At 72.7% G+C, this 21726-nt stretch carries 26 protein-coding genes; 6 read left to right on the forward strand and 20 right to left on the reverse strand.

Translation table 11 applies throughout. From position 1 onward, the window contains the following. Nucleotides 1-94: 94 nt before the first annotated feature. Nucleotides 95-1216: an ATP-binding cassette domain-containing protein gene (locus tag QRN89_RS16240; protein WP_290350151.1), complete on the forward strand. Its 1122-nt coding sequence runs from the start codon at nt 95-97 to the stop codon at nt 1214-1216. Continuing rightward, entirely contained in the window at nt 1209-1952 is a 744-nt protein-coding gene (locus QRN89_RS16245) for an ABC transporter permease (RefSeq protein WP_290350153.1), read from the forward strand. The genes QRN89_RS16240 and QRN89_RS16245 overlap by 8 nt, the downstream gene beginning before the upstream one ends. Here the strand turns inward: QRN89_RS16245 and QRN89_RS16250 are convergent. Then, on the reverse strand, nt 1933-4233 hold the full coding sequence (locus QRN89_RS16250; RefSeq protein ID WP_290350155.1) for a phosphotransferase family protein: 2301 nt from the start codon (nt 4231-4233) through the stop codon (nt 1933-1935). The two genes, QRN89_RS16245 and QRN89_RS16250, sit on opposite strands and share 20 nt — an antisense overlap. 132 nt (nt 4234-4365) lie before the next feature. Continuing rightward, nucleotides 4366-5244, reverse strand: coding sequence for a winged helix-turn-helix domain-containing protein (locus QRN89_RS16255; protein ID WP_290350156.1), 879 nt, complete (start codon nt 5242-5244; stop codon nt 4366-4368). A 167-nt stretch (nt 5245-5411) separates the two neighbouring features. Between QRN89_RS16255 and QRN89_RS16260 the strand changes: the two genes are divergently transcribed. After that, complete coding sequence (locus QRN89_RS16260; protein ID WP_290350157.1) at nt 5412-5567, forward strand: hypothetical protein; 156 nt, start codon at nt 5412-5414, stop codon at nt 5565-5567. A 22-nt stretch (nt 5568-5589) separates the two neighbouring features. Here QRN89_RS16260 and QRN89_RS16265 read toward each other — a convergent pair whose 3' ends face one another. Together QRN89_RS16265 and QRN89_RS16270 are read right to left on the reverse strand one after the other, a co-directional pair. Further along, complete coding sequence (locus tag QRN89_RS16265) at nt 5590-6327, reverse strand: HAD family hydrolase (protein ID WP_290350158.1); 738 nt, start codon at nt 6325-6327, stop codon at nt 5590-5592. After that, nucleotides 6324-7211, reverse strand: a complete 888-nt coding sequence (locus QRN89_RS16270; protein ID WP_290350159.1) for a winged helix-turn-helix domain-containing protein — start codon at nt 7209-7211, stop codon at nt 6324-6326. Before QRN89_RS16270 ends, QRN89_RS16265 begins: the two co-directional genes overlap by 4 nt. A gap of 192 nt (nt 7212-7403) precedes the next feature. On the opposite strand from QRN89_RS16270, the gene QRN89_RS16275 reads away from it, so the two are divergent. Then, nucleotides 7404-7571: a hypothetical protein gene (locus QRN89_RS16275; RefSeq protein ID WP_290350160.1), complete on the forward strand. Its 168-nt coding sequence runs from the start codon at nt 7404-7406 to the stop codon at nt 7569-7571. Between the two features lie 152 nt (nt 7572-7723). On the opposite strand, the gene QRN89_RS16280 is transcribed toward QRN89_RS16275, so the two are convergent. The 3 genes from QRN89_RS16280 to QRN89_RS16290 form a co-directional block, all read right to left on the reverse strand. Continuing rightward, complete coding sequence (locus QRN89_RS16280) at nt 7724-8974, reverse strand: GNAT family N-acetyltransferase (protein WP_290350162.1); 1251 nt, start codon at nt 8972-8974, stop codon at nt 7724-7726. A 140-nt stretch (nt 8975-9114) separates the two neighbouring features. Then, on the reverse strand, nt 9115-10104 hold the full coding sequence (locus QRN89_RS16285) for an asparaginase (protein ID WP_290350163.1): 990 nt from the start codon (nt 10102-10104) through the stop codon (nt 9115-9117). A gap of 84 nt (nt 10105-10188) precedes the next feature. Then, on the reverse strand, nt 10189-10839 hold the full coding sequence (locus tag QRN89_RS16290) for an RsiG family protein (RefSeq protein WP_290350164.1): 651 nt from the start codon (nt 10837-10839) through the stop codon (nt 10189-10191). Nucleotides 10840-10985: 146 nt separating this feature from the next. Between QRN89_RS16290 and dtd the strand changes: the two genes are divergently transcribed. Then, complete coding sequence (dtd, locus tag QRN89_RS16295) at nt 10986-11411, forward strand: D-aminoacyl-tRNA deacylase (RefSeq protein WP_290350165.1); 426 nt, start codon at nt 10986-10988, stop codon at nt 11409-11411. A gap of 93 nt (nt 11412-11504) precedes the next feature. On the opposite strand, the gene ygfZ is transcribed toward dtd, so the two are convergent. The 6 genes from ygfZ to QRN89_RS16325 form a co-directional block, all read right to left on the reverse strand. After that, nucleotides 11505-12485 carry a CAF17-like 4Fe-4S cluster assembly/insertion protein YgfZ gene (gene ygfZ / locus QRN89_RS16300; protein ID WP_290350166.1) on the reverse strand — a complete coding sequence of 327 codons (981 nt, stop codon included), beginning with the start codon at nt 12483-12485 and terminating at the stop codon, nt 11505-11507. Nucleotides 12486-12495: 10 nt separating this feature from the next. Continuing rightward, nucleotides 12496-12933 (reverse strand): Fur family transcriptional regulator, encoded by a 438-nt coding sequence (locus tag QRN89_RS16305; protein WP_290350167.1) that lies wholly within the window; start codon nt 12931-12933, stop codon nt 12496-12498. A gap of 124 nt (nt 12934-13057) precedes the next feature. Next, nucleotides 13058-13630, reverse strand: a complete 573-nt coding sequence (locus QRN89_RS16310; RefSeq protein WP_290350169.1) for a heme-binding beta-barrel domain-containing protein — start codon at nt 13628-13630, stop codon at nt 13058-13060. A 254-nt stretch (nt 13631-13884) separates the two neighbouring features. Continuing rightward, the gene (locus QRN89_RS16315) at nt 13885-14787 is read right to left on the reverse strand and encodes a hypothetical protein (RefSeq protein WP_290350170.1); all 903 of its coding nucleotides are present in this window, start codon (nt 14785-14787) and stop codon (nt 13885-13887) included. Further along, a complete protein-coding gene (locus tag QRN89_RS16320; RefSeq protein ID WP_290350172.1) occupies nt 14784-15560 on the reverse strand; it encodes a hypothetical protein in 777 nt (258 codons plus the stop codon). Before QRN89_RS16320 ends, QRN89_RS16315 begins: the two co-directional genes overlap by 4 nt. Then, on the reverse strand, nt 15557-16330 hold the full coding sequence (locus QRN89_RS16325) for a hypothetical protein (RefSeq protein WP_290350174.1): 774 nt from the start codon (nt 16328-16330) through the stop codon (nt 15557-15559). Before QRN89_RS16325 ends, QRN89_RS16320 begins: the two co-directional genes overlap by 4 nt. Before the next feature lie 430 nt (nt 16331-16760). Here QRN89_RS16325 and QRN89_RS16330 point away from each other — a divergent pair, with 430 nt between their 5' ends. Continuing rightward, a complete protein-coding gene (locus QRN89_RS16330; protein WP_290350176.1) occupies nt 16761-17123 on the forward strand; it encodes a DsrE family protein in 363 nt (120 codons plus the stop codon). A 99-nt stretch (nt 17124-17222) separates the two neighbouring features. On the opposite strand, the gene QRN89_RS16335 is transcribed toward QRN89_RS16330, so the two are convergent. The 7 genes from QRN89_RS16335 to QRN89_RS16360 form a co-directional block, all read right to left on the reverse strand. Continuing rightward, nucleotides 17223-17498, reverse strand: coding sequence for a DUF3099 domain-containing protein (locus QRN89_RS16335; protein ID WP_093661261.1), 276 nt, complete (start codon nt 17496-17498; stop codon nt 17223-17225). A 111-nt stretch (nt 17499-17609) separates the two neighbouring features. Continuing rightward, the gene (locus QRN89_RS16340) at nt 17610-17897 is read right to left on the reverse strand and encodes a DUF1416 domain-containing protein (RefSeq protein ID WP_017945923.1); all 288 of its coding nucleotides are present in this window, start codon (nt 17895-17897) and stop codon (nt 17610-17612) included. Between the two features lie 41 nt (nt 17898-17938). Beyond that, nucleotides 17939-18784, reverse strand: a complete 846-nt coding sequence (locus QRN89_RS16345) for a sulfurtransferase (protein WP_290350177.1) — start codon at nt 18782-18784, stop codon at nt 17939-17941. A 151-nt stretch (nt 18785-18935) separates the two neighbouring features. Continuing rightward, nucleotides 18936-19016, reverse strand: coding sequence for a putative leader peptide (locus QRN89_RS35605; protein WP_352103060.1), 81 nt, complete (start codon nt 19014-19016; stop codon nt 18936-18938). Nucleotides 19017-19423: 407 nt separating this feature from the next. Continuing rightward, nucleotides 19424-20113 (reverse strand): LmeA family phospholipid-binding protein, encoded by a 690-nt coding sequence (locus tag QRN89_RS16350; RefSeq protein ID WP_290350178.1) that lies wholly within the window; start codon nt 20111-20113, stop codon nt 19424-19426. 103 nt (nt 20114-20216) lie between these two features. Next, entirely contained in the window at nt 20217-21428 is a 1212-nt protein-coding gene (locus QRN89_RS16355) for a hypothetical protein (protein ID WP_290350179.1), read from the reverse strand. A 10-nt stretch (nt 21429-21438) separates the two neighbouring features. Further along, nucleotides 21439-21693 (reverse strand): MoaD/ThiS family protein, encoded by a 255-nt coding sequence (locus QRN89_RS16360; RefSeq protein ID WP_138054465.1) that lies wholly within the window; start codon nt 21691-21693, stop codon nt 21439-21441. Nucleotides 21694-21726 lie beyond the last annotated feature (33 nt).

The following is a 21726-nucleotide window of genomic DNA, read 5'->3' on the forward strand; positions in this document are numbered from 1 at the left end:
GCTCTCCTGGCCTTGACGCACATCCTAGTAATGCGTAACCCTTACACAGTGATGCGTATGTCATACGCAGTACCGACCACAGGGGGGTACGGCCATGGAGCCGAGCTCGTACGCACCGCGTGAACCCCGCGGGCCGCACCACGCACACCGCGCCGACCAGGCAACCGACCCGCACCACACGCCCCGTCGTCCCGGCCCGCCCCGGGGGCAGGAGCCGGCCGTCGAGGCCACGGCGCTGCGGAAGTCCTACGGCGCCGTCCGGGTCCTGGACGGAGTCGATCTCCGCGTCGAACGCGGCACCGTGTTCTCGCTCCTCGGCCCCAACGGCGCCGGCAAGACCACCACCATCCGCATCCTCACCACGCTCACCAGGGCGGACGCCGGCACCGCCCGCGTCGCCGGGCACGACGTGGTCGCCGAGCGGACCGCCGTACGGCGGTCGATCAGCCTCACCGGACAGTTCGCGGCCGTCGACGAGATGCAGACCGGGGAGGAGAACCTGCGGATGATGGCCCGGCTCGGCGGCGCCTCCCGGGCGGCCGCCCGGAGCCGCGCCGCCGGACTGCTCGAACGCTTCGACCTCACCGCGGCGGCCCGCCGTCCCGCCCGTACCTACTCGGGCGGGATGCGCCGGCGGCTCGACCTCGCCGCGGGGCTCGTCGGCGACCCCGAGGTGATCTTCCTGGACGAGCCCACGACCGGGCTCGACCCCCGCAGCCGACAGCAGCTGTGGGAGGTGGTCCGCGCGTTGTCGGCCCGGGGAGCCACCGTCTTCCTCACCACCCAGTACCTGGAGGAGGCCGATCAGCTCGCGGACCGCATCGCCGTGATCGACGGCGGGCGGATCGTCGCCGAGGGCACCGCGCACGACCTCAAGAGCCAGGTCGCGGGCCACCGCCTCGACCTCGTCCTCAGCAACCACGCGGCCTACGAACGCCTCTCCGCACGGGCGGTCCTCCACGCCCCCGAGACCCTGACCCTCGGCGTGCCGACCGACGGCACGGCGGCCCATGTGCGCGCGCTTCTCGACGAACTCGACCCCGGGCGGTGCGACGTGGCGCGCTTCTCCCTGCACACGGCGACGCTCGACGACGTCTTCCTGACCCTCACCCGCACGGCGCCGCGCCCGCCCGCCGATTCCGCCGTCACCCCCGAGTCCACCGCAACCCCCGGCGCCGGGTCCGGCGCGTCCGCCGAGGAGGCCACCCGTGTCTGACGCGCTCACCCTGACCGGCCGCGCCCTGCGCCTCAGCAGGCGCAACGTCGACGCCGTCATCACCAGCCTGATGCTGCCGGTGATGCTCATGCTGATCTTCGTCTACTTCTTCGGCGGGGCCATCGAGACCGGCACGGCGTACGTCACCTACGTCGTCCCCGGTGTCCTGCTGCTGTGCGCGGGCTTCGGCGCCTCCACCACGGCCGTGACGGTCAGCGAGGACATGAAGGGCGGGATCATCGACCGCTTCCGTTCGCTCGACATCGGCGGCATCCCCATCCTGGCCGGCCACGCCGCCGCCAGCACGGCCCGCAACCTCGTCTCGACCGCCCTCGTCCTCGGGGTCGCCTTCGCGATCGGCTTCCGCCCCTCGGCGACGGCCGCCGGCTGGTTCGCCGCCGCCGGTGTCCTGCTCGCCTTCGTCATCGCCGTGTCCTGGCTGTCGGCGGCGATCGGGCTGCTCGCCAAGACCCCCGAGGCGGCGGGCGGGTTCACGTTCTTCATGATGTTCCTGCCGTACCCCAGCAGTGCCTTCGTCCCCATCGACACGATGCCGGACTGGCTGCACGGCTTCGCGGAGCACCAGCCGGTCACCCCCGTGATCGAGTCCCTGCGCGGTCTGCTGCTGGACCGGCCGGTCGGCGACTCGCCGTGGATCGCGCTGGCGTGGTGCGCGGGGCTGCTGGCCGCGGGCGTGGCGGGGGCATGGGCGCTGTTCAGGTGGCGGACGAGGTGAGCCGGCCGCCCGTGCGACTCGACTGCCGTGCTCCCGCGTCCTCCGGCGGCGGGGTGTCCGGGTCCCGCGCCAGTATCGCGCGGGCTCCCTCCGGCAGCGCGATGTAGAGGAACGGGTTCACGTCCCGGGGCGTCCGGCGCAGCCCGAGCGAGTCGGTGGCCGCGCCGAGCGTCATCGCGTAGGAGTCCACCGCCCTGCGGACGTTGGGAGCGTGCAGGTCCGCGCCGTTGACGAGGCGGTCGAGGTCCAGATACGCGGACCGGACGACCTCGATCCACCGGTAGGTGCGGACGTCCTCCTCCCAGCCCTCGACGTAGTCCGTGCCCAGCGCCCCCATCCGCAGCGCCCAGCGTCGGTACATGCGCCGGGCGATCTCGGTGCGGTGGGGCGTCAGATGCAGATGCCGGACCAGGTCGTACAGCGGATCGCCGACCATGGCGAGTTCCCAGTCGATGACGGTGAGCCTGCCCGGGCCGCTGCGCACCAGGTTCCACGGGTTGAGATCGCCGTGCAGGAGTACGGGAGTGCGGCGCGTCACCGTGTGCCGGTCGAGGATCTCCTTGAGCCGGTCCGCACCCGGCAGTCCCAGCGCCCGGGCCAGTTGCCGGGAGTCCGCGGGCAGGGAGGCGACCATCCCGACGAGCCGGTCGCTGAGCCGGCGGTGGAAGCAGCCGTCGTCCGCCGCCGTGCCGAGGGTCCCGGTGTCGGCCGCAGCCAGGGCGACCAGTTGGTCGACGAGGTCGTCCGCCTCCTGGGGCCGCAGGCCCTGCACCGGATGCTCCGGGGGACGGAACGGACCCGCCGGACCCTCGTAGGAGTGGACGGCGAACTGGTCCTCCAGCCCGCCGTAGCCGAGGGCCAGGATGCGGGGCGCGCGCACGCCGCCCCGCAGCCGTTCCACGGCCAGCAGCACGGCGTGCTCGTCCAGGAGGCGGGGCTCCCTGCGGGCGGCGCCGTTCAGCTTGCGGCGGACGACGACCCGCGCCCCGGCGCTCTCCACGTCCACGACGGTGTTGAGGTGCCCCGTGCCCCGGAAGACCCGGCCGGCGGGGGCGGCACCCTCGGCGCCGAGGGCCTCCGTCACGGCAGACCAGGGGAACCAGGTCCGCTCGGGAACCCGCACGTCCGCCTGCCACAGGACGGCCGACGGTCTGTGCCGGACCCGGGCGGGCCGCACGGGGAGCCGGGCGGTGTGCCAGCGGTACAGGGCCTGCTCGATCTCCGGCAGACCCGGCGGGTCGGGCAGCCGGAGCGGCCCCTGTGCAGCCGCCAGGGCCTGCCGCACGGACTCCGCCGCCTGGTGGAGGTCCCTCGGCAGGTCCGCCCGGCCCAGCCCGCGGGCCGCGCGCATCACGTCCGGGAAGACGGACTGCGCCCGCTCGAAGTCGAGATAGGCCCGCAGGTCCTCCGTGCCCTGCGCGGCCTCCGGCCGGACCTCGGTCATCGCCCTGCCCCAGGCCTCGACGACCTCGTCCTCCTGGAAGGAGGGGTAGCGCATGCGGACGAGATGGGTGGCGAGATCGTGCAGGGGGTCCCCGTACGTCGCCAGTTCCCAGTCGACGCACACCAGCGGCGGGCCGCCGTCGTCGTAGTAGCGGAGGATCACGTTGTCCCGGTGCAGATCGGTGTGGAGCAGCGTGAAGGGCCGGGGCGTCATGGGCGGGATCCGGTCGGCGAACCTCCGCAGGGCGTCCTCCGGCACTCCCAGGGACACGAACAGACCGCCGAACTCAGCCCAATTGGGCTGCCTGATCTGCTCGTCGGCGAGCCGGGCCATGGTGCGCAGGAACGACCGGCTCGCGCCGTCCCGCGGCCAGCCGGCCGGCAGCTTCGGCAGCCTTGTCACGGGCACCGCGTACATTCCGGCCAGCAACGGTGCGAGCGCCTCGACGAGCCGGGGGTCGACGGGCTTGCCGTACTCGCAGACGCCCGACAGCGGGACGCCCTCGACGTAGGTGTGCACGGCGGCGTCACCGACCACCGCGAGCACTTCGGGCACATGCGGCAGCACGCCCTTCAGCGCGTCGAGGAGGAGCCGCTCCCGCGGCCAGGTGCGGATGACGACCGGAAGCACCCGGGGCATCCGCCGGCGCACGGTGACCCGTTCACCCGCCGCGCGCCCGAGCAGCCGCGCCGTGTCCGGATCCAGGGCGGCGATGTGGTTGCGGTTGTGGTGGCCCCGGGTCGTCTCACCGGTGCGGGCCGCCTCACGGACGAAGCGCGCGAGCGCGCCGCCGTCCGGACCGGCGGTGCGAAGGACGGCCGTAGGGGAAGTGCCCACCAGCCGCTCCTGAACAGTCACGCGAGGCGCCCACGATGACGGACACCATAGCGGGACTCCCCCGCACGGGGCGGTGAACCGGCGAGGCCGGTGCCGTGACCGGAAGGGTTCACCGGCCCGCAGCGCCCTGCACTAACCGAACTGATGACTCCGGTCCCAGTAGGAGTCGAACATCTGCTGCGACGCGGTCACGAACCGGGATCCCTCCGACGCGGCGTCCTCGTCCTTGGCGTAGTGGAAGAGGGTGGCCCCCAGCCCGATCACATCGGTGATGACGATCTCCTGGCCGTCCTGCAGCCGCACCTCCCGGTCCACCAGGTCGTAGAACCCGTGCAGCGCCTCCTCGCCGTTGAGCAGGTAGAGCTTGCCCGTGGGGTAGTGCGGCACATGGGCCACCCGGACGTCCACCTCCGGGACGCGCCCCTCCTGCCTGAGGTCGCGCAGGGTGTCGACGAGCAGGTCCGTGTAGCGCCGGCTGATGGCGCGCAGCCGCTCCAGCGGACGGGGATCGTCCGGGTCCTCGACGTTGCGGGGGTACAGCGAGGGCTGCCGCAGATCGGGCAGCAGCAGGCGCACGGCGATGCGCCGGGGACTGATCTCCCCGCTCTGCACCCGCTGGGACGCGACCCCGAGGTGCGAGGTCAGCGACTGGGCCGTCAGGGTGAAGACGTCCAGTGCGACTTCCTCCTCCTCGAACGCGGCCTCGATGAACGGCCCGAGAGCGGCCGCTCCGGATCTGGAGTGCCGCCGGGCCGAGGACGTGTGGACCAGCTGGGTCTTGATCACCCTGGTGCCGCTGCCCCTGCGGGACTCGATCCACCCCTCGTGGGTGATCTCCCGCAGTGCCTTCTGGACGGTGTCGCGCGAGACACCCAGGCGGTCGGCGAGTTCGCGCTGCGTGGGGTAGCGGCCGCCGACGTGGTACGTGCTGCCGTCGGTCAGCTCGGCCCGCAGCGTGTCCGCGACACGCTGGACCAGGTCGGCGCCTTCGCCGGTCTCCTTGCTCCCCACGCCGCGAAGCTACCCCTTCCGGCCGTACCGCATACCGCTTTCGGTCACATTGGCCGGGCAACGCACCTGCGGGTTAAGGGATCTGACGGATAGGGGACCAACTGGTCAAACAACCAATCCAATTGGACTGGTTGGCTTGACCGGGCCCGCCCGTTCGGAGGGAACTCATGGCTCGCCTCCTGCCACCACTGTGGGAACTTCTGGCCCAGCAGCTCCTCGGAGCTCCGGGACTGCTCGTGGCGGTCGTCGCCCTGACCGCCAAGGAGGAAAGGCGCAACTGTGCGGTGCTGGGGTGCGTCGTGTGCGTGCTCCTGCTCATCTAGTGCCATGACCGGGCGGCCGTGGTCACCGACCCCGCCGCACGATCGACAGCACCGGTTCCAGCGATTCCACGACCACCGTCGCGCCGGCCGCGCGGAGCCGTTCCGCGCGGCGGGTGTCGTGGGCGTAGCCGAGGAAGCTGACGCCCGCGGCGCGTGCCGCGAACAGGTCCGAGGGGGTGTCGCCGATCATCAGGGCCGAAGCGGGCGCGGCGCCGAGGGAGCCGAGGGCCCGCAGCACACAGTCCGGGTCGGGCTTGAGGAGCGCGAGGTCCGGGCCGCGGCCGTGGATGTGGGGGGCGAAGCAGTCGCGCAGGCCGCGCCCGGTGAGGTACTCCTCCGCCGCCCGCGGCGAGTTGTTCGTGGCGACCGCCAGTCCGTCCGCCACCGCACTCCAGGTCCGTATCAGGGGATCGGCATAGGCGGTGGGCCAGGCGCTCCGGGTGGCGAGCAGTTCCTGGCGGGTGAGCTCCTGCTCCAGCCCTTCGACCACGTCGCTGCCCGGATGCTGCAGGCCCACCGTCCGCAGCACCTCGTGCGGATCGGCGGCGGTCCGCTGGTCGTCCGTGAGGCGCACCCGGCCGCCGTGCCGGTCCAGCCAGCCGACCAGGCTCTCCGCGACCCCGGAGGCGGGATGGCGGGCGAAGAGGCGGCAGATGGGGCCGTCGAAGTCGAAGAGGACGTGGTCGGCCCCGCTGATCAGGTCCTCGATGGTCTCCGCCACGTGCGCCGCCTGTTCGTCGAGTGCCGCATCAGTAGTCACGAAGAGAGTGTCAGGTTCGTGGCGATGGTGTTCCAGAGTGCGTCGAACCACTTCCGCGACTGTTCGACGAAGGCCGCGTCGCGGGTGCCGTTGCCGGCGTCGAACGGGAAGAGGAGCGACTGGGTGCCGAGGGTGTCGTACATCTCCACGGTGGTCGCCTCGATCTCCTCCTCGCGTCTGGTCACGGTGTAGTACGCGAAGAGCGCCTCCGTGCCGTTCAGCACGTAGAGCTTCACCGGTGGGGTGAACGGCAGCGCGCGGAAGGCGACCGTGACGTCGATGCCGTGGGAGGCGCGCAGCGCCTGGAGGTTGTGGCGCAGCACCATGCCCTGGGCGTTGCGCTGGGCGAGCCAGCGCTGGTGGACCAGGTCGTCCTCGTCCGTGTCGGCGACGGACGTCGGGAACGCGAGGTCGATGTTGCGGTCGGGCAGCAGCAGCCGCACCTCGACGGCCTCGGGCCGGATCCGGCCCTCGTGGATCAGCCGCAGCGGTTCGGCCAGCGCCAGCATGAGCGTCTCGGCCGTCAGGCACAGGGCGTCGACGCGCACCTCGGGCACCGAGAACGCCTTCGCCAGCTGCGGGGCCAGGGCGACCATCGTGGGCTGCGGCCGGACGTCCTCGCCGTCGCCCGGCCCCTCCGGACGCTCGGCGACCCTGGCCGGGGCACCCCTGGTGACATGGGTGAGGAGGCCGTCCTCCTGGAGGATCCTGAGGGCCTGCCGTACGGTGCCCCGCTCCACGCCGAACTCCTGGACGAGCTGGGACTGCGTGGGCATGTGATCGCCGGGTCGGAGCACACCACTGTCGATCCGGTCGCGCAGCACATCGGCGATGTCGTGATGTGTCGGCTTTCTTCCGTTCACCGTGCCGTTCTCGTGGTTCACAACTCGACGCTACAACTCTTCCGAAGTTATGGGGAGTTGCCGAACACGGGTTAGTCGACATTGCCAAGTGGGGACAACTTCAATTGAGTTGGCGCCAACTTGCAAGACATGGCCGAAGAGGCCGAGTACCGCCCCGAGTTGGCCGCTTCTTCGACGACTGCGCTCCTCCCCGACCCCAAGGAGGGACCTGCCATGCCACTCATCGCCTTCGCCCTCGAGGAATTCGTCCAGTGGCGTTTCGGCCTCATGGGCGTGATCGGCCTGGGACTGCTCAGCTTCGGTCTGCGTGCCAGGAACGCCCCCTGCGCAGGTGTGGGCAGCGTCGTGCTGGCGCTGCTGCTGCACTCCGCCTCGGTGTGAAGCCGGGCGGGCGGCCCCGCCGCCCACCCGGTCCGGCACCGGCCCGGGCCGTCCGGTTCGTCCGCCCCGATCCGGGCCCGGAAGGCCCGCAAGGCCGCAAGGCCGGAAGCCCCAAAAGCCCGTAACGCCCGGAATCCCGAAGGCCCCGGGGCTCAGAACATGTCCGGGCACCACGCCCGGCGCCGGGACCGGAACAGGGCGTCCGCCAGAACCGCCGCGCCCGCGCGCTCCTCCGTCACCCGCCCCAGCGCCACGAGCCGCAGCACCGATTCGTCGCCCAGGTACAGGGACCCCAACGCCCCCAGGTCCATGACGAGATCGGCCGGAGCGTCGGTCGGGGAACACTCCGCCGCGCCCCCGGGCGACACCTCCAGCCGGAACCGGCCACCGGCCGCACCCAGCGGGTCGTGCACGTCCAGCACGAGCGCGCCGGCGGTGTCGTACGTACGCGCCTCCAGCGCCCGGACGACGTCCAGCACCCGCACCCACAGGAAGTCCGCGTGGGTGACGGTACGGGCGGCGCGCGGGTCGGGCAGCAGCAGCGGGAGGACGTCGTCCGGGGCACGCCGCCCCGTCCTCACCGTGGTGACCCAGTCCACCGAGCACACGAACTGCCACAGGGCACGCTCGGCGGCGGACGACACCGCGATCAGCTTCTCGACCGCCAGCGCCGTGTCCGGCTGGCCCGCGTCGGACCAGCCGGACGACTCGGCCCCGTAGACGGCCAGGCCCTCCACCTCACCCGCCGACGAGCGGTACAGCGCGTAGAACGGCTCCTTCCAGGGCTCGGGCCCCACCTGGGCCGCCCCCGTGGCCACCTGCCACCAGCGCGCGTCGCGGTCGGTCGCCCCGGCCCGGTCGGCACGGAAACGGTCGTACAGTTCGGGGCCGAGCTTGCGGACCTCCTCGCCGTCGACCAGATCGATCCTGCCACCGTCCACCGGGCCCGCCCAGCGCGGGTCGAGACCGGTACGCGCCACGTCGACGCTCCACTCCGTGAACCAGGTCGCGGGACCGAAGCCGTACCGCCCGTAGATCGGGAACTCCGCCGCGATCAGCGTCGAGACGATCTCGCCGCGCTCCTTCGCGGCCTCGAGATCCGCCGTGATCATCCTGGTGAGCAGCCCACGCCGGCGGTGCGTCGGCAGGACGGTGACGTTCGAGACGGCGTTCGCCGGGACGGCGGCCCCGCCCGGGACCGTGAGCTCCTGTGCGTAGGAGCGGTACGTCGCCACACAGCGGCCCGCGTCGAAGGCGCCCTGCACCCGGGGGAGATCGAAGTGCGACAGCCGGTCGGCGACCAGGTCCTCGCTCACCACCGGGGGCTTCAGGAACCCGGTCCTGCAGGCGCGCAGCCAGTCGGCGAACTCGGACTCGGTGACGGGGCGCACATCGGGGCTCATGACACCCACGCTATGTCCCTCCGCCCGCGTCCGTCACAGGGATTACGGCGCCGTCCGCCGGGCGCCCGACCGGTCCGGCCCCCGGCGGTCCCCGGTCCGGCTCCGGCCTCCGGCGGTCCCCGGTCCGGCTCCCGCCGCGGTCAGAAGACCGCCCGTACCCCGCCCACCGGTTCGCCCCCGCCGAGCAGCGGGGAGTCCGCGATCCGCGCCACCACCGGGTCGTCCACACCCAGCCGCTCGAGCAGCCGGGCCAGCACCGGCCCCAGCGCTCGCGCGCCGCCGTCGTCGATCTTCAGGGCGAGGGCCCGGCCGTCGGGGAGGGCCACCGCCTGGACCGCCTCGGCGCCGACCTTCGACAGCGCCCCCGGCACGGCCCGCATCAGCCAGGTGTCGTGCCTGTTCGTCCCGGCGACGTACTCGGGGTGGGCCCGCATCGCGTCCGCCACCCGCCGCTCCGCGGAGCCCTCCGGCGCCAGGACGTACGCGCGGAACGCCCTGGCCAGGCCGACCAGACCGATCGCCATCAGCGGTGCGCCGCAGCCGTCCGTGCCGACTGCGGCGACCGGCTCTCCCGCGGCCTCCTCCACGACCGTGCGCGTCAGCAGCTGCAGTGGGTGGGAGGGATCGGCGTAGCTCTCCATCGGCCAGCCGTTCACCCGGCACGCCGCGAGCATCGCCGCGTGTTTGCCGGAGCAGTTCATGGCGACCCGGTCGCGGGGCCGGCCGGCCGCCAGGTACCGCTCCGCCTCGGCCTGGTCCAGCGGCAGCGACGGCGGGGTCCTGAGGTCGTCCGGGGTCAGCCCGTGCTCGGCGAGCATCGTGCGGACGAGGCCGATGTGGAACGGCTCCCCTGAATGGCTCGCCGCGGCCAGCGCGAGCCGCTCCCCGGGCAGGTCCACGCCCGCCCGCAGCACGGCCGCGGCCTGCATCGGCTTGTTCGCCGAGCGGGGGAGGACGGGCACCTCCGGTTCGCCCAGCGCCAGCTCGACGCCCCCGTCGGCCGCCAGGACCACGAGAGAGCCCCGGTGCCGGCCCTCCACGAAGCCGGAGCGGACGGCCTCGGCGAGGACCGGGTGCGGCGCGGGCCCGGCCCCGGGCACGTCGGCGGACACGGACGGGGTGACGGTCATGTGCGGCAGCCTTCCGGGGCGGCACCCGGCCGACCCGAGCCGCCGGCGGGGTTCCGCATACGGGCGGTTCGCGTGACCCGGCGTTCAGGTGAGCAGGTCGTCCACTTGCGCTTCGCCGTCACGGTACCTGCGGGCGATCTCCGCGCTGCAGTCGTCAGCGGTGCGCTGCAACTGCTGCCGCTGGCCCGATACTTCCTGCTCGTAGTCCGCGAGCCGCCCCATCGCCGCGCGCAGTTCGTCGTCCGTCCGCGCTTCCAGGTCGGACAGCTCGACCTCGGAGAGCATCTCCGCGGCCAGCAGCCGGTACTCCTCGCCGCGCGGCACGGACAGCGTGACGTGCCGGGCCGAACTGCCGCGCCGCGACGGCGGGTCGGCGAGGATCCGGGAGAGCCGGTCGACCACCGCCGCGTCCGGGCCGGACCGTTCCGGGCCGCCGGTCTCGGCGGGCGGCAGCGGCGACGGCGGTGCCGAACGCCGGCACAGCTCCGCGCGCAGGATGTCGATCCGGCCCTGCAGCAGCCGCCGCACATAGCTCAGATCGGCCTCGTCCCGCTGGGACTCCTTGCGCAGGGCCCGCAGTTCGGGAAGCCGCAGGGCGGCGAGATCGCGCGCACCGGGCTCGGGACGGCTGTCACCGGTGCGCTGTGCGGGCGGGCGGGCGGTACCGGCCCCCGTGCAGGCACCGCGGGTCATCTGTACGGGACCGGGCGACTGCCCGGCGCCAGGTGTGCTCATGCGTGAATCAGTCCCCTCGACCGGTGCATGAGGTCTCCCCGGGCCCGGAGGGCCGAGGGGATGCACCGACTCCGTGCATCGTGCCATCACGAGCGGTGCCCATGCAGGCGGTCTGCACCCGTTCAGCCCCCGATAGGTTGGTCTGTATGCGTGCAGTGGTGCAGAGGGTCGACGGCGCGAGCGTCGTGGTGGCCGGTGAGACCGTGGGAGAGATCGTCGGCGAGGGACTGTGCGTCCTGGTGGGGGTGACCCACGAGGACACGTCCGAGAAGGCGGCACAGCTCGCCCGCAAACTGTGGTCGGTGCGGATCCTCGAGGGCGAGAAGTCCTGCTCGGACGTGAACGCCCCCTTGCTGGTGATCTCCCAGTTCACCCTCTACGGGGACGCCCGGAAGGGCCGCCGCCCCACCTGGAACGCCGCAGCGCCCGGCGAGGTCGCCGAGCCGCTCGTCGACGAGGTGGTGGCGCGGCTGCGTGAGCTGGGGGCGCGGGTGGAGACGGGCCGCTTCGGAGCGCAGATGAGGGTCTCGCTCACGAACAACGGCCCGTTCACGGTGCTGCTGGAGGTGTGAGGGCCGCGGAGGCCACGGTCCGTGGTCTCCGCGGACGCCCGTGCGCCGCGATCCCGGGCCCGCACGGGCCCGGTCCCCGCGCCCGTGCGGCTCCTACGGCTCGACCACGACCTCCTGGGCCGCGGCCGTGTTCCCGGCCAGCAGCGCCGCGTCCACCGGCACGTTCCGCTTCACCAGGGCGAGGGCGATCGGCCCCAGCTCGTGGTGGCGGGCCGAGGTCGTGATGAAGCCGAGCTGGCGGCCGTCCTCGCCGTCCGCGGCCAGCCGTACCGGCGTGCCGTGCCCCGGCAGGTGCACCTCGCTGCCGTCGAGGTGCAGGAACACCAGCCGGCGCGGCGGCTTCCCCAGGTTGTGGACGCGCGCCACCGTCTCCTGCCCCCGGTAGCAGCCCTTCTGCAGGTGCACGGCGGGCCCGATCAGCCCGACCTCGTGCGGGATGGTGCGGTGGTCGGTCTCGAAGCCCAGCCGCGGGCGGTGCGCCTCCACGCGCAGGGCCTCGTACGCCAGGACGCCGATCGCCGGGCCGTTGGCAGCGGCGTACGACTCCAGCGCGGCACGCGGCAGGAACAGGTCGCGGCCCTGCGGGGTCTCCCGGACGACCACGCCCTCCGGCACCTCCGCGATCGAGCCGGCGGGCAGATGCACGACCGCGAACTCGTCCGTCCGGTCCGCGACCTCCACCTGGTAGAAGAACTTCATCGACTCCAGGTACGCGAGGAGCGCCTCCTGGGTCCCCGGTTCGACGTGCGCCCACACGGTCTCGCCGTCGTCCACGAGGTACAGCGCGTGCTCGATGTGGCCGTGCGCGGAGAGGATCAGGGCCTCGGTGGCCTCACCGGCGGGCAGCTCGCTGACGTGCTGGGTGAGGAGCAGGTGCAGCCAGCCGAGCCGGTCCTTCCCGGAGACGGTGATCACGCCGCGGTGCGAGAGGTCGACGAGACCCGTGCCGTCGGCGAGGGCACGCTGCTCGCGGAACAGATCGCCGTAGTGGGCGGCGACACCTTCGTCGCGTCCCTCGGCGGGAACGGCGCCGGGCAGGGACAGCAGAGGGCTGGTCGTTGAATGTCGCTGCATGGACCCAAGCCTACGTCTGGCCGCCGGCGGCCTTCCCCGCGCACTTCCGGCACTGGCCGAAGATCGCGAAGTGCTTCATGTCGGTGGTGAAGCCGAACTTCTCGCGGAGCTCGGCGGTGAAACCGGCGGCCACGTCGACGTCCGCCTCGATCACGTCCGCGCAGTCGCGGCAGACCAGATGGAGGTGGTGGTGCCGGTCGGCCAGGTGGTAGGTGGGGGCGCCGTGCCCGAGATGGGCGTGCGAGACCAGGCCCAGCTCCTCCAGCAGCTCCAGGGTCCGGTAGACCGTCGAGATGTTCACCCCGGACGCGGTCCTGCGCACCTCGACGAGGATGTCGTCGGGCGTCGCGTGCTCCAGCGTGTCGACGGCTTCGAGGACGAGCTGGCGCTGCGGGGTCAGCCGGTAACCGCGCTGCCGCAGATCGCTCTTCCAGTCGGTGCTCACCACGCGTCCAGTGTAGGCAGCGCCGGGCGGGGGTGCGGAGGGACCGCGATCCGTCCGCACCCCCGGTCTCACCGGGGCCGCGGGTCGGGCGGGGAGCGCCACGCACGCCGCGGGTCACGCGGGAGGGTCACTTGAAGAAGGCGATGCCGTCGTCCGGCAGGTCACCGAGGTCCTTGGCCCACGCCTCGACCTGCTCGGGAGTGACGACCTTCTTCAGGTGCGCCGACATGTAGGGGCGCAGCGGCACGTCGGGGGTGGACTTCTCGCCGACCCACATCAGGTCGCCCTTGACGTAGCCGTAGAGCCGCTTGCCGCCGGAGTACGGCGGGGAGGCGGCGGTGCGCGCGACCGCGTCCGTGGCCAGGTCGATCTGCGGCTTCTTGTCCGCGAGGTCGCCGTACCAGATCTCCACGACCCCCTGGTCGCGGATCATGACGACCTCGACCTTCCGGTCCTTGTCGATCCTCCAGTAGCCGGACTCGCTCTCCAGGGGGCGGACCTTCCTGCCCTCGGAGTCCAGCACCCAGCTGTGCGAGACGTACTCGATGAAGTCCCGGCCGTCGTGGCTGAAGGCCACGGACTGGCCGAAGTTGCACTTCTCCGAGCCGGGGAAGTCGGACACCCCCGCGCCTTCCCAGGTGCCGAGGAGAAACGCGAGCGGCACGAGGTCGGGGTTGAGGTCGGACGGGATCTCGATCATGGCTGGCTCTGTCGGTCAGTGGGATACGGAACTAGCGCTGGCCCTGGTACAGCTTCTTCACGGCCAGGCCGGTGAAGGCGAGCACGCCCACACACACCAGGACCAGCAGAAGTTCGAAGAAAACAATCACGGGTGCTCCTCGGGTGAGCGCGAACGCAGATCGGGCCGCACCCCAGCTTAGTGGGCGGGGGCGCGGCCCTCTCCGCGAGGTCCTCTGCCGGGTCCTCTGCCAGGTCGGCCCGGCAGCGGACGGGTCAGCCGAGCAGCTGGTTCTGGAGGACGAGGGTCTGGTGGAAGGGGACGGACAGGGCCTCGCCCTTCCGGGTGTGGATGATCAGCGCGACCGTGTCCCCGGCGACGACATAGGCCTGGCGGGTGTGCTCGGGCCCGACCGGCTTCGCCTCGGTGTAGACGGACACCGCGGACCGGCCGTCCGCCGGCGTCTCGGTCTCCCACCCCTCGTCGATCCCGACCTCGCCCGGCGCGGACCGCAGCAGTACGTCCGGGGAGAGCCCGGCCCCGATCTCCGTGCCGGTGAACTCCTCCGCCATGTCCTCCGAGTTGAACCGGAGGAGGTAGACACGGGCGGTGGTGCCGTCGGGCATCGTCCAGCCGCGGGCCGCGATGTGCCGCACCGCGTAGTCCTCGAGGGCCTGCCGGAGGTCGGCCCGGTTGTCCTCGACGTACTCGGACACGTACTGGTCGGCGCTCACCCAGCCACCGGTCAGCTTCTTGTCCGGCGTGGCGCCGGACGGCGCGGGGAGCAGCAGCTTCCGCAGGTCGGCGTGGTGGATCCGGTGCCGGTTGCCGTCGGTGAAGGGGCGCTGACTGCCCGCGGGGAGCGCGGGCAGCGAGAGGCGCGGGTAGGACCAGCGGCCGTCGCTCTCGGTGGCGAGCCCGGGGACGTCGGAGCGTTCCATGGAGCTGATCCCGTACGCCGTGCCCGCGCCGAGTCCGCCGCACACGAGCACGGCGGCGGTCCAGCGCGCGAGGGCACGGAAGACACGACGGTCGCGCGGGGGAGTGTCCGCGGTGTGTTCGGGCCCTCCACCAGCGGTGGCCGGTGCGGAAGGGACCTGACCGGACGTGGCCGGCACGGCCCGTGCGGCGTCCGCCGGCTCGGCGGCCGGCTCGGCGCGCTGCGTCTGCTCGGTCATACGTACTCCCCCGGCGAGGCGATGTGATCCAGCTGTTCCTGCACGAGATCGGCGACGGCCCCCTTGTCCAGGGGCGCCACGCCGTCCGCCCAGACACTGACGAGCAGCTCGGAGTCGTAGGCGAAGCACCGCATCGCGTCCAGCCGCCCGCCCTCCTCCTCGGCGCTGTCGAGGCCCGCCCGGGGGCCGGCGAAGCAGCTCGCGTTCGTGTGGCCCTTGATCTTCGGCCCCTTCGGAAGGCCGAACATCTTGCCCAGCCCGGTCTGGCGCTCGTACGCCTCCCGCACCCGGGCCTGGTTCTTCATCCTGACGATCTGCACCGTGACGACGACGTCGTCCTCGTACACCCCGCCCCGCTCGGCGAACTCCGTCGCGTACGAGCGCACGGCGATGCCCTTGAGCCCCAGCCTGTTCACGTGCTTCTCGTCGTCCCGTCGCTCCGCGCCTGACAGGCGGCGGCCCCACTCCTTCATCAGGGCGGTCGCCTGCTTGGCGCTGAGTTCGGCGTCGTTGCCGAACTCAGCGACGTCGGGGCCGAGCCGGTAGCCGTCCGGTACCGGCAGCAGCAGCTTGCCCAGCGGGGTGGAGGCGCGTCCGCGCCAGGCCTCGGCGGCCGGGTCGGCTGCGGGCTCCTTCGAGGGCTGGGCCCAGACGGTGGTGGGGACGGTGCGGTCCGCGCCGCCGACGGTGACGGCCGTGTACGCGGCAGCGCCGCCCACCGAGCCCAGGACGAGCACAGCCGGGAGCACGACCCCGGTCAGTACGGATCTCAAGACAGACGCTCCAGCTGTCGCTCGGCGAGCGAGCGGATCTCGTTCTTGCCGATCCGCTCGCTGTCGTGGATGTTGATGTCGACCATGACGTCCCCGCGCTGGAAGACGGCCCGGGCCCGGTAGGGCAGGACCCCGGTCCCTTGCTTGGCGGGGTAGAGGTAGTAGCGGCCGTTGCCGCTGCCGCCGAGGGCGTCACCGTCGTTCCCCGCGTGGTCCTCGCGCGGTACGTACGACTGCTGCTCCCGGGCGTGGTCCATGGCCGCCTGGCCGGACCGGAACTGGACGAGGCTGATGCTCACGTTCCGGTGCGCGCCCTGCCTCCAGCCCGCGACCGCGATCCGGCGCAGGTCCTTTTCCGTGAAGTTCGTGAAGGCATTGCCGGGTCGCTCGAAGTCCCGCGCGTACGACGCGCTGTCCGACCAGCCGTCCACCGCCCCCCACGCGGGGAACGAGCGGGCGCCCTTCGGCTGTGGCACCAGCAGCTTGCGCAGATCGCCGTCCGTCTTCACCCTGCGGTCCTCGGCGGCGCTGAGCGGTTCCGGGGCGCGGTCAGCGGGCAGCGGCTTCGCCGGGTACGCGAGGCCCGGCTGGTTGAGCGGGGGCAGCGGCGTCGGCGGCCGGTCGGCCTGCACCTTGTACCCGACGGCCGTGCCCGCGCTGATGCCGATCACCGCGGCGACGGCGAGGAGCACCGCGGTTCGGCCGCGGCGCCGCGGGGAGGGACCCGGCGGGTCGGGTACGTCGCGGGACGGCCCGGCGATCGCGGGCACGGTCGCGGGTGCCTCCCCGCACCGGAGACCGTCCCCGGGCACGGGCGCTTCCCCGGGCGCGGGCGCTTCCCCGGGCTGGGACGCGGGACCGGGCACGGGCACGTCCGCGGACGCCTGAACGGGCGCGGGCACCTCCGCCGGGGCGGGCGTCGCCTCCTGCGCGGAGGCCGGTGCGCCGTCCCCGGCGGGCCGGTGCGCGCCTTGCGCGTCAGGTGCGTCGAGCGCGTGCCCGTTCGCTCCGGCCGACTCCGGGCCGTCCCGCGGCCCTTCCGCTTCCGCCTCCGACGCGGCCGGCTCCGGCTGTGTTCTCTGCGATTCCAAAGGGGTCCCTCCACGAGACCTGTGGGCGCAGATTCCGTTCGACTGCGCTCACACAACTGACCCGCGCCCCCGATCACGGGTTGTGGCCGCGCCGATTACAGTTCGGCATATGGCGAAGAAGCTCGTGATCAAAGTGACCGCCGGGGCGGACGCCCCCGAACGCTGCTCGCAGGCCTTCACGGTCGCCGCCGTCGCCGTGGCCAGCGGTGTGGAGGTCTCGCTCTGGCTGACGGGCGAGTCCTCGTGGTTCGCCCTGCCGGGCCGGGCGGCGGAGTTCGAGCTCCCGCACGCGGCACCGCTGCCGGATCTGATCGAGTCGGTCCTGGCGGCGGGGCGGATCACCCTCTGCACGCAGTGCGCGGCCCGGCGCGAGATCACGGAGAAGGACGTGATCGAGGGCGTACGGATCGCGGGCGCTCAGGTGTTCGTCAGCGAGGCCATGGCCGACGGTACTCAGGCGCTCGTGTACTAGGCCGAGTTGCCACGGGCGGCGCGCCGAGTTCGCGAGTCCCTCCTCCACGAGGGCGCCCGGACCCCGGCCACGGGGCGCCCCCGGGCTCCTCGACCCGCGTCACGGGCGTGGGCCCGAGCCCGGCTTCCGTTTGCCGTCCAGCTCGTCCCACCACTCGTCGGACTGCGGGTCCCCGGACGGGTCGTCCCACCAGCGGTCCTCGGGACCGCGCCGGTTCGCCACCACCGCGGCGAGCGGCGGGATCACCATGGCGACGACGCACATGCCGACGGCGACCGGTACCGACCAGAGGCGCACGAAGGCCCAGGCGGAGACGAAGAGGACGAGGCATCCGCCCATGAGCAGGAAGTAGGCGTGACGGCGCCGCGCGTACATGCCTCCAGCGTAGGACGCGCCGCGCACGACGGCACGAAGGGCCGCACCCACGTCCAGGAAAGCGTCCAACCCCCTGGGGTGCGGCCCTTCGGCCGGTTCGGTCCGCTGCCGTCAGACGGCGATGGCCACCTCGGAGAGACCACCCGTCTGCGCGACGACCGTACGGTCCGCGGTGGCGCCCGGAACGAGGGCGCGCACGGTCCACGTCCCCTCGGCCGCGTAGAAGCGGAACTGTCCGGTCGCCGAGGTCGGGACCTCGGCGGTGAACTCGCCGGTCGAGTCCAGCAGGCGCACGTAGCCGGTGACCGGCTCGCCGTCGCGGGTCACCTGACCCTGGATGGTGGTCTCACCGGGCTTGATCGTCGAGGCGTCGGGGCCGCCGGCCTTCGCTCCACACATACTTTCTGTCCTTACGGTCGAGGGGTCCGGAGGTCCGGGGCTTACTTGTTCGCGCCGAGCTCGATCGGCACGCCGACGAGGGAGCCGTACTCGGTCCACGAGCCGTCGTAGTTCTTGACGTTGCCGACACCGAGCAGCTCGTGCAGGACGAACCAGGTCAGCGCGGAACGCTCACCGATGCGGCAGTAGGCGATGGTGTCCTTCGCCAGGTCGACCTGCTCCTCCTCGTAGAGGGCCTTGAGCTCCTCGTCCGACTTGAAGGTGCCGTCGTCGTTGGCGTTCTTCGACCACGGGATGTTGCGGGCGCTCGGCACGTGGCCGGGGCGCTGCGACTGCTCCTGCGGCAGGTGGGCCGGGGCCAGCAGCTTGCCGCTGAACTCGTCGGGCGAACGGACGTCGACCAGGTTCTGGGCGCCGATGGCGGCGACGACGTCGTCGCGGAAGGCGCGGATCGACGTGTCCTGGGCCTTGGCCCGGTACTCGGTGGCCGGGCGCTGCGGGACCTCGGAGCCGTCGACGAGGTCGCGGGAGTCGAGCTCCCACTTCTTGCGGCCGCCGTCGAGGAGCTTCACGTCCTCGTGGCCGTAGAGCTTGAAGTACCAGTACGCGTAGGAGGCGAACCAGTTGTTGTTGCCGCCGTAGAGGACGACCGTGTCGTCGTTGGCGATCCCCTTCTCCGACAGCAGCTTCTCGAAGCCGGCCTGGTCCACGAAGTCACGGCGGACCGGGTCCTGGAGGTCCTTCTGCCAGTCGATCCGGACGGCGTTCTTGATGTGGTTCTTGTCGTAGGCCGAGGTGTCCTCGTCGACCTCGACGACCACGACCTTCGGGTCGTCCAGGCGGGCCTCGACCCAGTCGGCGTCTACCAGGACGTCGCTGCGGCTCATGCTGTTCTCCTCCGGGGCAGTGTGCGGCGGGTGGTGCGCTGGGGTGTCGCGCGGGGATGTGCGGGTACGCCGCAAGGGCGTCAGGCACAGGGTCGGCCCTGATCCGTGGCAGGTCAGAAGGCCCGGGGAATACGGAAGTCGACGCTTCCGCTCAGATGGCGCGACAGAGCATGGCGGCGACACGGCACAGGTCGACTGCCCGCCGCTTCGTGAGATCCGCCTGTCGCTTCATGGGTCCGATCGTAGGGACGACTCGGCTGCCATGTCACCGGCGTGTCGCATTCTGAGACACGATCGTCCGAAAGGCGGAACGGAGGTCCCCTTCCCGCACTCCGCGCAGCGCCCCGGGGGCCCGCGGCCGGGACGGCATCTGCGGGTCGGACAGGACCGTCTCAGTATCCGGCCATGATGCGCGTATCCGGACTCGCACGGTCCGGTGGACCGGCGGTCCCGTCCGCTGACCGCTCCCGGGGCCGTCCGCGGGTCGTCGAACAGGGCGGCTGCGGCAGCGGCGGACGCGCGAGGGCCGACAGGGCTCAGGCGAGGCCGTCGCGGACGGCCCGGCCCCGCTCCACGGCCTTCACGCCGGCGCACGACGTCAGGGTCCGGAGCCCGAGCGCGGGCGCGGGCGCGGGCGGGTCAGCCGCTCAGCGGGACGTCCGTGCCCGAGACGGTGATGACGAGCCCGTTCTCCTCGGCCTGCACCTTCTCCAGCTTCATCCCCTGCGGCAGCCCGCTGATCTTCCGGTCGAAGTCGGTCCTGCCCCGGATCAGTTCCTCGAGCCTCGGTATGCCCTCACCGGGGACCTCGTCGGCCCGCACCCGGATCGTGTCCCCGTCGGCGAGGCTGACGGTGGAGACCACACTGCGGGAGATCGTGCGGCCGAGGATGCCGACCGAGCCGGTGACCTTCACCTTGCCGTTCCCGCCGTAGGCCAGCGTGACGTCCTCGTCGGCGGCCTTCTCGAGGTCGGCGTACGAGATACGGGCGGTGCCGGTCGCGGTCGTCGCCGTGGCGCTGCCGAAGCCGGAACCGAGGCGCACGTCGTGCAGGGCGGCCGACATCTCGGTGATGACGACCCGGCGCCCGTTGGCGCTGGCCTCGATGCCCCTGACGGTGACGTCGACGCGCTCGAGTTCCCTGCCGGCGACCTGGGTCAGGAACGGGAAGCCGGCGATCGACACCTCCGTCGCCCCGGACAGGCCCTGACGCGCCTTGAGCTTCTCCGCTGCCTCCGACTCGGCGTAGTTCAGCAGCAGCCGGTCGGCGGCGACGAAGAGCCCGCCGAGGATCACCACGGTGATCAGCAGTATTCGCAGTGCGCGCACGCCTGGTTCTCCCACCCCTGTCGCGGCCGCCCCGGACGGAGGCGGACTGAATGATCGACGTCCCGCGGCACGCCGTTGGTTCCCCCCGGACCGGGCCGGGGCCTCACCCGAGCGCGCGGCCGAGCAGGTAGACGATCGGCGCCGCGGCGGTGAGCGGCAGCGCGACACCGGCCGTCATGTGCACGAAGCGGGACGGGTAGTCGTAGCTCGCGACCCGCAGGCCGACGAGCGCGCAGACCCCTGCCCCGAGGGCCGGCAGCACGCACTCCGTGCCGGCTCCGGTGACCGCGCCCGCCGCGATCCCGGCGCCCGCGGCGGCCAGCAGCGCCACCGCCGCGGAGGCGGCGCCGGGGAGCGGGAGCGCCCGTGCCAGGGCGGCGACGGCGACGGCCGCACCGCCGGCCGCGACCGCGTCGGGGGCGGCGGCGAGGAACCCGGCCGCGACGATCGTCAGCGCGGCCGAGGCGATCGTCGCCATGAGTCCGTACATCCGCTCGTCCGCGGCCGCGTGGCTGCGCAGCTGGAGGACGAGTGTGAGGAGCACCCAGACGCCGAGGGTGCCGATGATCGCGGCCGGGGCGTGCTCCCGGCCCGCGGCCAGCAGCACGGCGTCGGCGGCGAGACCGCCGGCGAAGGCCAGTGCGATGCCCTGGCGGGCGGGCCACATGCCGTTGAGCCGGAACCAGCCGGCCGCGGTGAGGGCCTGCAACGCGATCAGCGGGACCAGCAGCAGGTACTCCGAGACTCCGGCGGTCGCCGCGAGCAGCAGGCCGGTGAGGGCCGTGAGCCCGGCGGGCTGCATCCCGGGCGGGATGATCGGCGAACGGCCCTCGGCACGGGCCCGCTGGGCGTCGGTGACGCGGGCGTTGCCCAGGGTGGTGGGCGCGCCGTACGCGGGACCCGCACCGGCGGTGGACCCGATCCCGGCGGGTTCCGCGGGCGGGACGTCCATGGCGCCCTGCGGCCCGTACGCCACGGGCACGCCCGGCGTCGGGACGGGTCCGGCGGGAACCGGGCCGGACGCGGAAGCGACCGCTGCCTCCGGAGGCAGCGGGTACGCCGCCGGGGCCGCGCCCACCGGCGGCAGGTACGCGGTCTCCGCGGCGGCCTGGGGGTACTGGGCGGCCTGCGGGTACGGGGTGTGCTGCGGGTGCGGGGCGTGCGGCGTGTCCTGCGGGTGCGGGGCGGGCTCGACCACCGGCTGGTACTGGGTGTCCCAGGTCTGCCCCTCCCACGTCTGGGTGACGTGGGGGTCGGGCGGATTCTGCCCGTAGGGGTCGTGCGTGCCGTACGGATACTGCTGATCGCTGCTCATGCTGTGCGGTTCACCCTCCTGCGAACGGCGGGAGCACCTCGACCGTGCCGCCCTCGGCCAGCCGTACGGTCTCATGCCCGCGGGTCCCGACGGGCGCACCGTCGACGAGGAAGGAACACCGCTGGAGCACGCGGACGAGCTCGCCCGGGTGCCTCTCGCGGGCGGCGTCCAGCGCCTCGGCCAGGTTCTCCGCGGCGTACGGCTCCTCGGCCACACCCGCGGCGGCCTTGGCCGCGGCCCAGTAGCGGATGGTCCCCGCTGCCATCGCGGCACTCCTCTCTCCGGCTCGTCGACTGTC

The sequence above is a fragment of the Streptomyces sp. HUAS CB01 genome, assembly GCF_030406905.1.
Taxonomy (GTDB): Bacteria; Actinomycetota; Actinomycetes; order Streptomycetales; family Streptomycetaceae; genus Streptomyces; species Streptomyces chengbuensis.